The 14058-nt window shown below is 73.7% G+C and carries 14 protein-coding genes; 8 read left to right on the forward strand and 6 right to left on the reverse strand.

Annotation, left to right across the window (positions count from 1 at the left end):
- Positions 1–90 precede the first annotated feature (90 nt).
- From ACSDG8_RS23780 to ACSDG8_RS23790, 3 genes are all read left to right on the forward strand, one after another.
- On the forward strand, positions 91–1563 hold the full coding sequence (locus ACSDG8_RS23780; protein WP_210898602.1) for an amidase: 1473 nt from the start codon (positions 91–93) through the stop codon (positions 1561–1563).
- Between the two features lie 77 nt (positions 1564–1640).
- Entirely contained in the window at positions 1641–1922 is a 282-nt protein-coding gene (ctaJ, locus tag ACSDG8_RS23785; RefSeq protein ID WP_439427249.1) for an aa3-type cytochrome oxidase subunit CtaJ, read from the forward strand.
- Positions 1909–2322, forward strand: a complete 414-nt coding sequence (locus ACSDG8_RS23790; protein WP_210898604.1) for a DUF5130 family protein — start codon at positions 1909–1911, stop codon at positions 2320–2322. The genes ctaJ and ACSDG8_RS23790 overlap by 14 nt, the downstream gene beginning before the upstream one ends.
- A 111-nt stretch (positions 2323–2433) precedes the next feature.
- On the opposite strand, the gene pepN is transcribed toward ACSDG8_RS23790, so the two are convergent.
- Positions 2434–4980: an aminopeptidase N gene (gene pepN / locus ACSDG8_RS23795; protein ID WP_210898606.1), complete on the reverse strand. Its 2547-nt coding sequence runs from the start codon at positions 4978–4980 to the stop codon at positions 2434–2436.
- A gap of 230 nt (positions 4981–5210) precedes the next feature.
- Between pepN and ACSDG8_RS23800 the strand changes: the two genes are divergently transcribed.
- The 4 genes from ACSDG8_RS23800 to ACSDG8_RS23815 all read left to right on the forward strand — a co-directional run bounded on the left by ACSDG8_RS23800 (position 5211) and on the right by ACSDG8_RS23815 (position 8250).
- Positions 5211–5834, forward strand: a complete 624-nt coding sequence (locus ACSDG8_RS23800; protein ID WP_210898608.1) for a mycothiol-dependent nitroreductase Rv2466c family protein — start codon at positions 5211–5213, stop codon at positions 5832–5834.
- Between the two features lie 195 nt (positions 5835–6029).
- The gene (locus ACSDG8_RS23805; RefSeq protein WP_210898610.1) at positions 6030–6374 is read left to right on the forward strand and encodes a hypothetical protein; all 345 of its coding nucleotides are present in this window, start codon (positions 6030–6032) and stop codon (positions 6372–6374) included.
- A gap of 133 nt (positions 6375–6507) precedes the next feature.
- On the forward strand, positions 6508–7707 hold the full coding sequence (locus ACSDG8_RS23810; RefSeq protein WP_210898612.1) for a DUF1015 family protein: 1200 nt from the start codon (positions 6508–6510) through the stop codon (positions 7705–7707).
- A gap of 72 nt (positions 7708–7779) precedes the next feature.
- Complete coding sequence (locus tag ACSDG8_RS23815) at positions 7780–8250, forward strand: ribose-5-phosphate isomerase (RefSeq protein WP_210898614.1); 471 nt, start codon at positions 7780–7782, stop codon at positions 8248–8250.
- A 69-nt stretch (positions 8251–8319) separates the two neighbouring features.
- On the opposite strand, the gene ACSDG8_RS23820 is transcribed toward ACSDG8_RS23815, so the two are convergent.
- On the reverse strand, positions 8320–8703 hold the full coding sequence (locus ACSDG8_RS23820) for a hypothetical protein (RefSeq protein WP_210898615.1): 384 nt from the start codon (positions 8701–8703) through the stop codon (positions 8320–8322).
- A gap of 259 nt (positions 8704–8962) precedes the next feature.
- Positions 8963–10183, reverse strand: coding sequence for a GNAT family N-acetyltransferase (locus tag ACSDG8_RS23825; RefSeq protein WP_439427250.1), 1221 nt, complete (start codon positions 10181–10183; stop codon positions 8963–8965).
- Between the two features lie 98 nt (positions 10184–10281).
- On the opposite strand from ACSDG8_RS23825, the gene ACSDG8_RS23830 reads away from it, so the two are divergent.
- Positions 10282–10824, forward strand: coding sequence for a hypothetical protein (locus ACSDG8_RS23830; protein WP_210898617.1), 543 nt, complete (start codon positions 10282–10284; stop codon positions 10822–10824).
- Positions 10825–10876: 52 nt separating this feature from the next.
- On the opposite strand, the gene ACSDG8_RS23835 is transcribed toward ACSDG8_RS23830, so the two are convergent.
- The 3 genes from ACSDG8_RS23835 to ACSDG8_RS23845 form a co-directional block, all read right to left on the reverse strand.
- Positions 10877–11371 (reverse strand): hypothetical protein, encoded by a 495-nt coding sequence (locus ACSDG8_RS23835; protein ID WP_439427251.1) that lies wholly within the window; start codon positions 11369–11371, stop codon positions 10877–10879.
- Between the two features lie 192 nt (positions 11372–11563).
- On the reverse strand, positions 11564–11812 hold the full coding sequence (locus tag ACSDG8_RS23840) for a hypothetical protein (RefSeq protein ID WP_210898619.1): 249 nt from the start codon (positions 11810–11812) through the stop codon (positions 11564–11566).
- A 66-nt stretch (positions 11813–11878) separates the two neighbouring features.
- On the reverse strand, positions 11879–13999 hold the full coding sequence (locus ACSDG8_RS23845) for a M14 family zinc carboxypeptidase (protein WP_439427252.1): 2121 nt from the start codon (positions 13997–13999) through the stop codon (positions 11879–11881).
- Positions 14000–14058: the final 59 nt, after the last annotated feature.

A 14058-nucleotide genomic window follows, 5' to 3' on the forward strand; every position in this document is an offset into this window, starting at 1 on the left:
ATCCCGAACCGGTCATGTCACCCGGATATGGACCGCCGCACCGGCCGTGTCGCCCGGCCTCCCGGCCACCGGCCCGGCAGGATGGACGGCATGGCCGAGCCGCACGACCTGACCGCGCTGGAGCAGGCCGCCGCGATCCGCCGGGGCGAGCTGTCCAGCCTGGAACTGGTCGAACACCACCTGCGCCGGGTCGAGGCGCTCGGCGACACCGTCGGCGCGTTCGTCACCGTCACCGCCGAGCGCGCGCGGGCGGCGGCCCGGGCGGCCGACACGGTCCCGGCGGCGGACCGGCACCCCCTGCACGGAGTACCGACCGCGATCAAGGACCTGACACTCACCGCCGGGGTACGCACCACCTTCGGCTCGGCCGCCTTCGCCGACTTCGTCCCGCCCGTCGACGCCGACGTGGTCCGCCTCCTGGCCGAAGCCGGCCTGGTCAGCGTCGGCAAGACCACCACCTCCGAACTCGGCTGCTCGCTCTACTCCGAAGGGCTGGTCGCGCCGCCCGCCCGCAACCCGTGGGACCTCGCGTACACCGCGGGCGGGTCCAGCGGCGGCGCGGCCGCCGCGGTCGCCGCCGGGCTCGTGCCGGTGGCCCAGGGCTCCGACGGCGGCGGCTCGCTGCGCATCCCGGCCGCGCTCTGCGGCCTGATCGGCTACAAGCCGAGCCGGGGCATGGTCTCCGGCGGGCCACTCGGCTTCGGCGGCTTCGGGCTGCCCGTGAACGGGCCGATCGGCCGTACCGTCGCCGACGTGGCCGCGATGCTCGACGTGCTGGCGCGACCGGTGCCCGGCGAGCCGTACCTGCCTCCGGCCGCACCCACCGGTGGCTACCTCGGCGTCGCCCGGTCCGCGCGCGCCACCGGACCCGGCCGGCTGCGCGTCGGCCGCTTCACCACGCCGATGCTCGCCGATGAGCCGGTCCACCCGGACTGCGTCGCCGCCGTCGACCGGGCCGCCGCGCTGCTCGCCGACGCCGGGCACGAGGTGGTCGACGTCCCCGCGCCGCTCGGCCCCCAGGCGTGGCCGCTGTTCGAAACCGTCTGGTACGCGCTGGCGGTCACCCCGATCCCGCCCGACCGGGAGGGCGAGCTGCTGCCGCTGACCCGGTTCCTGCGCGAGCGCGGCGCGGCGCTGGGCGTCCCCGCGCTGATGGCCGCGCTCGGCGAGCTGCAGGCGCAGGTACGCCTCGGCGTGCGCCGTACCGCCGGGGTTGACCTGCTGCTCTGCCCGACGCTCGCGGCCCCGCGCATGCCGGTGGGCGCGCTCGCCGCCCTCGAACCGGCGGAGGATTTCGACAGGCAGCGGCGCTTCTCGCCGTACTGCGCGGTCTTCAACGTCACCGGCGATCCGTCCGTTTCGCTGCCGCTCGGACGGACCGCCGACGGACTGCCGGTCGGGGTGCTGCTCACCGGCCGGTACGGCGACGACGCGACGTTGGTCGCCACTGCCGCGCAACTTGAGGACTGGAGTGGCGGATGGGATCAGCACCCCGCAATCTGGCTGGCCACCGACTCCGCTAACGTGAACATCACAAGTGAGGTGGGGCGCGGCCGGTCCTGACCGGTCACCCGACCCGAACCATTCCTGGTCTCTCTTTCCGCCTGGGGGCGTTGGGATTGTCTGTTACCGAGACGTTGGTGGTCTTCGTCGGCATCCCGGCCGCCGTGGTGCTGCTGATCGCCGCCCTCGCGGCCGTCGGCAGCCGTGGCAACGGTGGCGGCGCCAAGCGCTACCGGCCGGGCCGGCCCTTCGACTTCACTCCGGTCTGGTTCCTGAGCCGTCCGGAGCAGCTGGCCGACTCGGCCGGCACGGCGCTGTCCGCCGGGGCGCAGGCGCCGGCGTTGACCAGCCGCAAGCAGGAGCAGGCCGGCCGGGAGGCGCCGGCCGGTGGAACCGGAGGCGCAAGTGACCGTTGGTGAAGCGCGGCCCACGACCGGGACGGACAACCCGCCCGACGTGCTGGACGGACCGTTCTCGACCCGTCAGCTGCTCCGCATCGACGAGGCGCTGCGCCTCGCCGACCAGGGCACCGGCCTGGTCTTCTCGGTCTATGTCGGCGGGCTCGACGAGCCGATCCGGGAGCACGCCGAGCGGCTGCACCGCCAGCTCGCCGAGCCCGACCGCTCGGTGCTGATCGCGGTGTCGCCCAACCAGCGGCAGCTGGAGGTCGTCACCGGCCGGTACGCGCGCAAGCGCATCCCGGACACGTACACGAAGCTGGCCGCGCTCTCCATGGTGGCCGCCTTCGGCGGCGGCGACCTGGCCGGCGGCATCATCCAGGGCCTCGACCAGCTCGCCAGTCACGCCGGCAAGGGCTGACCCGCCCCGCACACGACGAAGCCCGGCCCGCGCACCGCGCGGGCCGGGCTTTTCCGTGTCCTCAGCCGGCGCCGGCGTGGGCTCCCACCCACGCCGGCCCCGTACCCCTGCTCAGGCGGTGCGGGCGTCGCGCTCGCGGGCCTTCAGCGCGCGGACCACGCCGTCGCGGCCCTCGGCCACCAGCCGCCGCAGCGACGCCGGCCGCCCGTCCTGGGCCAGCCACGCGTCGGTGGCCGCGACGGTGTCCTCCTCGACCAGGTACGCCGGGTAGGCGAGCTGCACGAACTCCTGCGCCGGCTCGCTGTCGCGCTGCGCCCACACCTGGTCCACCGTGGCGAAGTACCGCTCCCGGTAGGGCGCGGTCAGCTCGACCTGCGCCGGGTGGGTGAAGCCCTGCAGCAGCGCCCGGTTGCGCCAGTTGGGCAGCGCGTCCGGGCCGGTGAGCAGCGCCCACACGGATGCCTTGTTCTCCTCGGTCGGCACCAGCGCGTGCGCGTACGCGGCCTCCCGCTCACCGCTGGCGGTACGGTCGGCGGCCAGTTCCGCGTCCACGTCGGCGGCGCCGGCCGCGCCGTTGGCCACGAGCGACTGGAGCACGGTCCAGCGCAGCTCGGTGTCGACGGTCAGCCCCTCCGGCACCCCGTTGCCGTCCAGCCAGCCGCGCAGCACGGCCAGGTCCTCCCCGGAGCGGGCCGACGAGGCGTACGCGCGGGCCCAGGCGAGCTGGAAGCCGCTGCCCGGCTCGGCGGCGGCCAGCGCGGTCCGGGCGGTCCGGGCCAGGTCCGCCCAGCCGGTCGGCGCCCACGCCGGGTCCGCGTAGAACGTCAGCGCGGTGCTCGCCTGCCGCAGCGTGGCGGTGACCAGGTTGATGTCGGTCTCGGCGGTCAGCCCGGCCAGCACCAGCGCCACGTAGTCGCGGGCCGACAGCTCCGCGTCGCGGGTCATGTCCCAGGCGGCCGTCCAGCACAACGCCCGGGCCAGCGACGAGTCGAAGCCGGCGATGTGCTGCACCACGGTGGCCATGGACCGCTCGTCCAGCCGCAGCTTGGCGTACGTGAGGTCCTCGTCGTTGAGCAGCAGCACGTCCGCGGCCGGCTTGCCGTGCAGCGCGGACAGCTCGGTCAGCTCGCCCGTCACGTCCGTCTCGACCAGCTCCCGGCGCACCAGCCGGCCGTCGGCGAGGTCGTACAGGCCCACGCCGATGCGGTGGGTACGCAGCGTCGGGAAGCCCGACGGCGCCTCCTGCCGGACCACCACCCGCTCGTACGTGCCGTCGGCGCCGATGGTCACCTCCGGGCGCAGCGTGTTGACCTGCGCGGTCTCCAGCCACTGCGCGGCGAACTTGCGCAGCTCGCGGCCCGAGGCCGTCTCCAGCTCGGACAGCAGGTCGTCGAAGGTGGCGTTGCCCCAGGCGTACTTGCCGAAGTAGGCGCGCAGGCCGGCCAGGAACGGCTCCTCGCCGACGTACGCGACGAGCTGCTTGAGCACGCTCGCGCCCTTGGCGTACGTGATGCCGTCGAAGTTGACCTCGACCGCCTCCAGGTCCGGCATCTCGCAGTAGACCGGGTGGGTGGAGGAGAGCTGGTCCTGCCGGTAACCCCAGTTCTTGCGGATCGACAGGAACGTGGTCCAGGCGTCGGTGAAGCGGGTGGCGTGCGTGTTGCACCAGTGGCTCGCCCACTCGGCGAACGACTCGTTGAGCCACAGGTCGTTCCACCAGCGCATGGTGACCAGGTCACCGAACCACATGTGCGCCAGCTCGTGCAGGATCGTGTTGGCGCGCTGCTCGTACTCGAAGTCGGTGACCTGCGAGCGGAAGATGTAGTGCGACTCGGCGTGCGTGACGCAGCCGAAGTTCTCCATCGCGCCGGCGTTGAAGTCCGGCACCCAGAGCTGGTCGTACTTGGGCAGCGGGTAACGCACGCCGAACTTCTCCTGGAAGAAGTCGAAGCCCTGCGTGGTGATCAGGTGCAGGTCGTCGGCGTCCATGTGCGGGGCCATGCTGGCCCGGCAGAAGTAGCCCATGTCGATGCCGTCGTGGCTGCGGCGCACCTCGTGGTACGGCCCGGCGCACAGTGCGGTGATGTACGTGCTCATCCGCTCCGAGACGGTGAAGTGCACCGTCTTCAGCCCTTCACCGGCCGCCTCCTCGCGGGCCACCGGCATGTTCGACACGACCCGCCAGTGGTCCGGCACCGTGGCGTGCCAGGTGTAGACGCTCTTCAGGTCGGGCTGGTCGAAGCAGGCGTAGACCTTCTGCGCGTCGGCGGTCTCGAACTGGCTGTACAGGTAGGTCTCGCCGTCCACCGGGTCGACGGTGCGGTGCAGACCCTGCCCGCTGTTGGAGTAGCCGAAGTCGGCGTCGACCACGAGCACGTTCTCGGCGGCCAGGCCGGTCAGCGTGAGACCCTTCTCGGCGGACCAGCCGGACAGGTCGACCGGCTCGCCGTTGAGCGTGGCGGAGCGCACCGACTCGGCGGCCGCCTCGATGAAGGTGGTGGCCCCCGGCTCGGCGCAGCGGAACCGGACCTCGGTCACCGAGCGGAACGTGCGACCGGTGGGCTGCACCGCGGTCGACAGGTCAAGGCTGATGTCGTACCCGGTCACCTCGAGCAGGCGGGCCCGCTCGGTCGCCTCGACCTGGGTCAGGTTGCGCACTCCCGGCACTGTTCGTCTCCATCCCACTCGTCTCGCCGCGCCCCGCGGCACCGGTCTTTCCCGGGCCGCTCGTGACGGTCCGCTGAGAACCGAGTCTTCCATGCACGGACCGCTCTCGGTGGTCGAGGTCACGCTCTCATTCCGGTACCGGTCGATACGGCAGGGGGTGGAGGATCGGGGGTGACCGTGCCGGGTCCCCGGCGCGGACGAAGTCGTGAAGGGATGACACCGTGACCGAACGTGTCACCGCGGACATGTGGTTCGACCCGCTGTGCCCGTGGGCCTGGATCACCTCCCGCTGGCTGCTCGAGGTCGAGCAGGTCCGGGACGTGGACATCCGGTTCCACGTGATGAGCCTGTCCGTGCTCAACGAGGGGCGGGACCTGCCGGAGGAGTACCAGGACCTGATGGTCAAGGGCTGGGGCCCGGTGCGGGTGTGCATCGCCGTCGAGCAGGCGCACGGCGCCGAGGCGCTGGCGAAGCTCTACACCGCGATGGGCACCCGGATCCACCTCGGCAAGGAGGAGCTGGGCCGGGACGTGCTGGTGGGCGCGCTCACCGACGTCGGCCTGGACCCGGCGCTCGCCGACGCCGCCGAGTCCACCCAGTACGACGACGCGCTGCGGGCCAGCCACGAGGCGGGCATGCGGCCGGTCGGCACCGAGGTGGGCACGCCGGTGATCCACGCGCCGGGCCCGGACGGCGGGCAGGTCGCCTTCTTCGGCCCGGTGATCACGCCGGCGCCCAAGGGTGAGGCCGCCGGCCGCCTCTGGGACGGCGTACTGCTGGTCTCCGCCACCCCCGGGTTCTACGAGCTGAAGCGCACCCGCGAGCAGGGCCCCATCTTCGACTGATGCGGTGCAAGGAAGGGCCCCCTCTTAACGCCTCCGGTAGAGGAAGGGGCCCTTCTTAACACCCCGGGCCCTCGCGACGCCGCGCCCCGAGCCCCGCGCCGCCCGTCACCGGGCCGGTGCGGGGCTCGTTTCACCGGGTGTCCCAGCCGACGGCCCGCGCGGGGCCGCACCACGGCAGCTCCTGGAGGCGTTCCCATGGCTAAGCACCGCCGCATGTCCGACGACGCGCCGCAGCAGGCGACCGAGGACTCCGGTGCGACGTACTGGTCGGTGACCGAGAGCGACTGGCCGGCCGGCCCGGCCGAGGTGGCCGACCTGCTGGCCCCGCCGATCGTGGTCGGCGTGGCCCGGGTGGTGGCCACCTCGCGGATGACGCCGCCGGCCGAGACCGTCCGGCCCGCCCGGGCGCCGTCGCGGACCGGCGCCGCGGCCCACCCGGCCGTCGCGGGTGCGACGACGGTACGCCTCAACGCCGGCTCCCGCCCCGCCGCGCCGGCCCGCCGTCCGACTCCGGGCCGGCACCGTAACCCCACCGCCTGAGTCGCCCTTCCCGGTGTTAAGAAGGGGCCCCTCCTCTACCGGAGGCGTTAACAGGGGGCCCTTCCTTTCACCTGGTGGTAAGCGGGTGAGTCCGGCGGCGGGGGCGATCGGGGCCCGGGTAGCGTCAGCGGACATGACGGTCGTGCATCCGATCGCCCGGGCCTGGATCACCACTGGCGGCACCGGCGCGCAGAACTACGACGAGTTCGCCGACGACGCGGAGATCACCTCCATCGTCGAGGCGAATCCGCACAGCGCTCTGGGCATCGAGATGCCCCACCGGGCGCCCGGCAGCCTCGGGAAGTCATTCCTCGACGCGCTGCCGGACGCGGTGGCCCGCCTGGCCGAGGCGAAGGCGGACGGCAGCTACACCCCGGCCGAGCAGGTCGTGGTGCTCTACCGGATCAGCGCGCCGGGCGAGGAGAACGCGTACGGGCTGTGGGCGATGGTCGACACCGACCAGATCTCCACCCGCGCCGACGAGCCGGGCCTGGTGATCCGCAACGAGGACGTGTTCATCGCCAAGGTGCGCGAGCGCGTCGCGCTGGCCGAGGCGATCGGTCACCTGCTCTCGCCCGTACTCCTGCTCCAGACCGGCAAGGGCGACGAGCTGCACGCCGCGCTCGCGGCGGCGACCGAGGCGGCCGGCGCGCCCGCCGCGACCGACGTCGACCAGTCCGGTCGCACGCACGCCATCTGGCTGCTCGGCCCGGGCCCGGCGCAGGACGAGCTGACCGCGCTCGCCGGCGGCGGGGACCTGGTGGTGGCGGACGGCAACCACCGCAGCCTGGCCGCGCAGACCGGCGGGTTCCCGCGCTTCCTGGCGGTGGTCACCACGCCCGCGTCGGTCGCCATCCAGCCCTACAACCGGCTGGTCAGTGAGCTGACCACCACGCCCGACGAGCTGCTCGACCGGCTGCGCGCCGCGGGCGCGGAGATCACCCCGGTGGACGGGACGGTGGACGTGCCGGACACCGGCGGCGTCGTGCGCCTCTACCTCGGCGGCCGGGGGTACGCGGTGACGCTGCCGCACGTCGGCGCCGGCCGGCTGGAGAACCTCGACCACGCGCTCGTCGAGCGCCTGCTGCTGCGCGACGCGCTGGGCCTCGACCCGGGCGACAAGCGGATCACGTACGTGGGCGGCGACTACCTGGCGAGCTGGCTCGTCGGCGAGGTCGACGCCGGCCGGGCCGAGCTGGCGGTGCTCGTCGCGCCGGTGACCGTGGACGACTTCGTCGCGGTGAACCTGGCCCGGGAGAAGATGCCCCGCAAGAGCACCTGGTTCACCCCGAAGGCGCGGGCCGGCCTGGTCGTGGCCGAGCTGCCGCACTGACCGTGTGACGAAAACGCCTCCGGGTCGCCGCCGGTGCACCGGCCCGGAGGCGGGCCTGTCAGACTGCGCGGTATGCGCGTCTACCTGGGATCCGACCACGCCGGTTTCGAGTTGAAGGTGCACCTGGCCAACCACCTGGCCAAGCAGGGCTACGAGGTGGTGGACGTGGGTCCGCACGCCTTCGACCCGGACGACGACTACCCGGCGTTCTGCCTGCACACCGGCGACCGGGTGGTCGGTGACCCGGGCAGCCTCGGCGTGGTGATCGGCGGCTCCGGCAACGGCGAGCAGATCGCCTCGAACAAGGTCTCCGGCGTGCGGGCGGCGCTGGCCTGGAACGTGGAGACCGCCCAGCTGGCCCGCGAGCACAACGACGCCAACATCGTCGCGATCGGTGCCCGCCAGCACACGCTGGACGAGGCGACGGCGCTCGTGGAGGCGTTCCTCACCACGCCGTTCTCCGGCAACCCCCGGCACAGCCGGCGCATCGAGCAGGTGGCCGCCTACGAGCAGAGCCGCAAACTGCCCGAGCTGCCCGCCTGACCGGACACCGATTCTCGGCGATCCGGTCACCGGGTCCGCACCGTCGCCGCGGTACCGGCCCCGGCGGGCTCAGCGCCCGTTGCGGGGCAGGTCCTCGCGCGGCACCCAGTTGCGGCGGATGAGCACCACCCGCTGTTCGGCTTCGGCGAGATCGTCGTCGGTGGGGCGGGCGGCGTCCCGTGCCCGCAGCGCGGCGGTCACGCTCACCTGCGACGAGCCGGAGCCGACCAGTCCGCGCAGCCCGCGCTCGCCCTCCTCGGCGGGCGCGGCGCGGCGCGCGCGGGGCTCCGGCTCGCCCGGCCGGCCGCCGCGCGGGGACCGGGGCGTCACGTCGTCGTGTACGGGGGCGGTGCTGGCGGTGGTGCCGTCGGCGCTGCTGCCGTCGGTGTCGGCGGGGATGGCAGCCTCGCCGTGATGCCGCAGCCGTCGTCGCCGTCGCTCCGCCTCACCCATGCCCCGACCGTACCGTCCCCACGGCCACCCGCGCGCCGATCGCACCCCGCGCTTTCGCACGCGCTCCGCCCCGCACCCCGCGCTACCGCCCGCACGGCTCGCGGGCCGAGCTCCCGCGCGATCATGAAGTTAGCCGGGACAAACCGGACGGTTTGCGCCGCTAACTTCATGATCGCCGCGCCGCGCCGCGCCGCGCCGGGGCCGGGCCGGGCCGGGCCGGGGCCGGGGGCGGGCCGGGGCGGGGCGAGCGGGTGGGCGGTCAGAAGACCTCCATGGGGGAGGGGGCCCGGTGCCAGCTGAACGCGGGGGTGAGCGCGGTCAGGGTGTGCGGGACCAGCTCCCGGACGTGCCCGGCGGCGGCCAGCGCGGGCGGGTTCGCGCCGCCGAGGTACATCTCGCCGAGAGCGCGTACGTCGCAGGTCAGCGCGGCCGGGGCGGTGGTGGCCGTGCACTGCGCGCCGTCGGGCCCGCCGACCAGCCGCCAGCGGCCGGTGTTCTCCTTCAGCAGTTCGTCGGTGACCTCGATCACCACGTCGACGTCGGTGGCGTAGCGCCGGGCGGCGAGCGCGGCCGGCACGTCCACCACGCGTACCCAGAGCGCGTCGGCGAGCTGCGGGGAGAGCTGGCGGGGCTCGTCCACCAGCCGCAGCAGCGGCTCGTCCAGGGCCGCGATCGGGTACGACAGCCGCCGGGTCAGGTCGACCGAGAGCAGCAGCCGCCACAGGGCCCGGTACGCCTCCGGAGTGAGCGCCACCACCTCGCCGACATGCGTCTCGGCCTGCGGGCCGGTGGCCGAGGAGTTGTCCTTCGTCCGGTAGAGCGCGTACCCGTCGAGCCCGCCGGGCCCTTCGTGCAGCAGCACCCGGCGTTCGGTGGCGCCGCCCCGGTGGGCCTTCAGGTCCGCCAGCAGGTACGTCCACCAGCGCTCGTCGCGGCGGGACCAGCCGGGACGGTCGGCGCGTGCCTGCTCGTACAGCCGGGCCAGCTCGTCCCGGTGCGCGTCCGGACGGTCCAGTCGCAGCGTGCCCTCGGCGGACGTCGGGGCGGGCAGGCGCAGCCCGGTGGTGTCGACGGACAGCAGGTACCGCGGGGCCGCCGACCCGTAGCCGAACCGGGGGTAGATGCGTCCCTCGCTGGCCCAGAGCACCGCGATCGGTTCCCGGCCGGCGTCGTGGACCTCCCGCAGCTGGCGGCGCATCAGCGTGGTGAGCAGGCCACGGCGCCGGTGCGTCGGCGCGACCCCGACCATCGTCACGTGCGCGGCCGGCACGTACGCGCCGGGTACGGCCAGCTCGCGGCTGAACGCGGCGGCGTGTGCCACAGCCGTCCCGCCGTCGCGGACCAGCAGCGACCGGTCCGGCTCGAAGATCGGGCGTTCGAGCGCCTGCACGTCGGGGTCGAGATCGCCGTGGAAGGCCAGCGCCAGCAGCGCCGCGATGTCGTCGAAGTCCTCAGCCCGGGATACCAGCACGTCGGTCACGGCACGTGTGTATCGCACCGCGATGGGGGTCGGCACCCTATTTGCGGGCTGGCTACCCTCGGAACCGAGGCCGGAGTCGGTCGAGGGGGAGGACGAAGATGGCGGACCAGACACAGCCGTGGGCCGAGCGCACCGTGGAGGTGCCGCCCCAGCCGGGGGTGGTGCCCCCGCAGCGGGACGCGTTCCAGCGCGGGGTGGCGGCGGTCGGTCAGCCGCGCACGCCGCGTACGCCCCGCACCGAGCAGTTCCCGACTGTCGAGCAGCACGGCGACTGGGCCGGTGAGCCGGCGCCGCGCCGGCCGATGAGCTGGCACCTCGCCCAGGCCCGCAAGGGTGGGGAGCTGAGCGCAGCCGGGGCCCTGTTCGCGTTCGTCTGCTGGGGCATCTGGGCGATCTCCGGGCGCGGCAATCTGATCGCGCCGCTGCTCACGTTCGTGCTCAGCCTGCTCACCGCGGTCGGCCTGTTCGCGCTGGCCCGGCTGCTCGGGCGGCTGATCCTGGAGCGGCAGTTCGGGCGGGTGCGCCGCAGCGCCCGGGGCGCCCATCTGGTCACCGCGCTGTTCCTGGTCGGCGTGGGGGTGGCATACCTGCAGCAGACCGAGTGGGTGGTCTCCGCCTGGAACTGGGTGACCGGCGTCTAGTTGACGGTCGTCCGTCCGGCGCGCGCCGGACGGACGACCCGGGTCGTCGGCGTCAGAAGGTGGTCGGCGCGCCGGCCGTCCGGCAGGCGGCGTTGATGTCCTTGCTGGCCTTCTCCATGGCGGGGTTGTCGGCGGCGGTGCCCGGGTCGGCGGCCGAGCCCGCCTTGCCGGCCTCCGCGGCGAACTCCTTCAGGGCGGTGGCCGCCTTGCCGTCGCCGGCGGTTCCGGCGAGCTGGGCCACCCGGTCACCGAGTTCGGTCAGGATCGCGCCGGTCTGCTTCGTCAGGTCGCCGCCCGCCTGCACGGCGGTCATGAGCTTCGCCCGCATGTCCTTGTTGATCTTCTCGGCGGCGGTGCAGAGTTCCTTGTCGCTCACGGCGGCCGCCGACGGCGAGGGCGCCGCTGAGGAGGGGGCCGCCGAGGAGGGGACGGCGGAGGCCGAGGTGGCCGCCGGCCCGGCCGTGGTCGAGGGCTTCTCGTCGCCGCACGCGGTGAGCCCCAGCACGGCACAGGTCAGGAGGATCGGCAAGATCCGATTGGTCTTCACGCCTGCGCACGCTAGCCGACAGCCGTCGTCGATCAAACTCGGTTTGCCCCGGGATGCGCGGGCGGGCGGCATTCGCGCCGCCCGCCCGCGTGCCCGGCCGCGGTACGCCGCGACACCGGTCGTCGCTCCACCAGGACCGTGCGGGCTTACCCAGCCCCACGGGCTTCATCCGTCGCCCGTTGGGCTGAGCGGTCACCCCTGCTCGTCGGCCTTCGGCGAGGAGACCCGCGCCGCGGGGTCCTCGACGCCCGGCTCGCCGCCGCCCGGCGCCACCATGCCGTCGTAGTTGTAGACCACGCCGTCGTCGTGCGCCTTGGTGGTCCGGATGTAGCGGTGGATCATCCCGTCGATCTCGATCTCCAGCAGGGCCTGCTCATCCACGTCCTGGCTGCTGCCGTCGCGCGGCCCGCCCACCAGGTACGCCTTCGTGTTCGTCTCCATGTGCCCGCCCTACCCCGGTCCCGGCCGGCGGAAACGACGATCGCGCCGCCGGCCGGGACCGCCGGGTCAGCGCCGGACCGGGTTGCGGGCCGCGTAGTCGCTGGCCACCCGGACCAGCTCCACCAGGCCGCCGGCGTACTCCTGTGCCTCGCCGTGCGCCTCGTCGAACGGCGGCTGGAAGCCGACGCCCTCCCACTGGCCGGTGGCCTCGTTCCACCTGTCGTTGCCGACCTCGAAGTCCCAGGCGAAGATGCCCAGCTCGTAGTAGAGCTGGTCGGCCGAGTTGCCGGCCGCCGAGTAGAGCACGTCGGCGACCGGGCCGGTCTGCGACGGCCAGGTGACGGTGCCGCGCTCGGCCGCGATGGCGCCGACGATGCGCCGGGCGCTGGCCAGGAACAGCGTCGACTCGTCGATCGACGGGCGCGGCAGCGTCACCCGCCCGTCGGCCTTGTACGCCCCGGGCGGCCACATGAAGTAGCCGCCGTAGGAGTGCACGTTCATCGCGAACTTGATGTTCGGGTGGGCCTTGGCCAGGTCGATCACGTTGCGGCTCTCCGGCTCGGACAGCTCCGCCGTACCCGCGTAGTTGCCCGCGAGGCAGTTCGCGCTCGCGCCCACGTACCCGTCGAACAGGGATCCGACGGTGTAGTTGCGGTTGAGGTCGACGCCCCACATGGTGCGGTACTTCGGGTCGCGCGCCTCGCCGGCGCAGTGGTTGACCAGGTTCTTGCGTTGGAAGTTGTAGTCGTGGAACGAGTAGTTCGCGCCGTCCGGGTTCACCGTCGGGATGACGAACACGTCCACCTGCTCCAGCAGCTTTCGGGTCGCCGCGTCGGTCCGGGCGTTGGCGAGCAGCCGCTCGGCGAACTCCAGCGTGACCAGCGGGGTGGCCCACTCGCGGGCGTGCTCCTGCGAGTACGCCAGCACGCCGATCCGGGAGCCGTCACGGTGCTTGCCGATCCGCAGCGCCTGCACCGTCCACGGCCGGGCCGGCACCTCGGTGCCCTGCAACCCGTCGTCGAGGCGTACCGGCCCGGTCACCGGCATCGGCAGCCCGGCCGAGCCCTCCTCCACGGTGGCCCGGAAGCGGGCGCCCTGCGGGGCGTTGATCAGGGCGGCGACGTCGTCGGTGGTGCTCGTCACCTTGCCCGCCCGGTCGGTGGCCAGCGAGATGGTCAGCACCCGGTCCCGGTAGCGCATGCTCAGCGGCCGGTTCGGCCGGCCCGGGTCGACGGTGCGTACCTGCACGCCGTTCATGCCCTGGTCGCCGAAGCGGACCGATTCCACCACCACGGCGGCGGCCGCCGGGTCACCCAGGTACGCGGCCGCGGTCCGGCGGTAGCCCTGGGTCTTGTTCGGCAGGTCGATCACGTCGACCAGGTCGCGGTACTGGCGGCCGAGCCGGGCGATGCGCGCCTTGATGTCCACCGGCGTCAGGTACGCGTCGATGAAGTCCTTCTGGTAGCCGGCCGGCTGCGGCGGCGGGGAGGCGTTCGGCCAGAGCGACGGGGTCACCGGCCGGCTCGTCCCGCCGAGGCTGGAGGTGGCGGTGAACTGCACGGGCCGGCTGGGCACCGGCTGCGGCAGCGCGTAGTGGTACTGGTACTCGCCCGCGTCCTCGAAGCGGTACAGCGGGAACGAGCCGGTGGCGCCGTCGGCCGTACGCCAGGTGACGGTGATCTCCACGTCCGGGTCGTCGCTGGCGGTGGTGGCGACCTGGGCCTGGAGGAACGTCCGCCCGCCGGTGGTCCACCAGTACGCCTGGAGGAACTGGAGCGTGTCGACAGCGGCGGCGCCGCTCGCACGCAGCCCGGCGCGGGTGCGCTCCTGGGCGGCGCGGCGGCTCTCGGCGATCCGCCGGGTGCCGTCGTCGGCCCGCTGCACGACCTGCAGTGCGGTCGCGCCCTGCCGGGTGAGGTCGGTGAGCTGGCGGCCGGTGAGGACCAGGTCGGCGATGAGTTTGCCGTCCCGCGAGCGGGGACGGTTGGCCAGGTCCGCGCCGCCGGCGACCAGGCGGTCGAGTTGCGCCCGGTCGGCCAGTTGGACGCGCACCAGGGCGGTCTCGGTGGGGGCGAGGGTGAGCGCGGGGGCGGCCGGCGCGGCGGCGCCGGCGCCGGGATGGGACAGGACAGCGGCGATCAGGATGCTTGTGGTGGCGAGCGCGGTCCACCGTCGTCGGACGAACACGGGGCCTCCTGACGAACGTCGATCTCTCTGCCGTTCACACCAGTCGAGGCATCGATCGC

It is taken from the genome of Micromonospora sp. LA-10, from assembly GCF_051853095.1.
In the GTDB taxonomy this organism is placed as follows: domain Bacteria; phylum Actinomycetota; class Actinomycetes; order Mycobacteriales; family Micromonosporaceae; genus Micromonospora; species Micromonospora echinospora_A.

Excerpts from the sequence above, each read along its gene's own strand:
- ACSDG8_RS23815 (WP_210898614.1), top strand. The coding sequence starts at position 7,780 with ATGCGCGTCTACCTGGGATCCGACCACGCCGGTTTCGAGTTGAAGGTG.
- ACSDG8_RS23780 (WP_210898602.1), top strand. The coding sequence starts at position 91 with ATGGCCGAGCCGCACGACCTGACCGCGCTGGAGCAGGCCGCCGCGATC.
- ACSDG8_RS23830 (WP_210898617.1), top strand. The coding sequence starts at position 10,282 with ATGGCGGACCAGACACAGCCGTGGGCCGAGCGCACCGTGGAGGTGCCG.
- ACSDG8_RS23810 (WP_210898612.1), top strand. The coding sequence starts at position 6,508 with ATGACGGTCGTGCATCCGATCGCCCGGGCCTGGATCACCACTGGCGGC.
- ACSDG8_RS23820 (WP_210898615.1), bottom strand. The coding sequence starts at position 8,703 with ATGGGTGAGGCGGAGCGACGGCGACGACGGCTGCGGCATCACGGCGAG.
- ACSDG8_RS23840 (WP_210898619.1), bottom strand. The coding sequence starts at position 11,812 with ATGGAGACGAACACGAAGGCGTACCTGGTGGGCGGGCCGCGCGACGGC.
- ACSDG8_RS23805 (WP_210898610.1), top strand. The coding sequence starts at position 6,030 with ATGGCTAAGCACCGCCGCATGTCCGACGACGCGCCGCAGCAGGCGACC.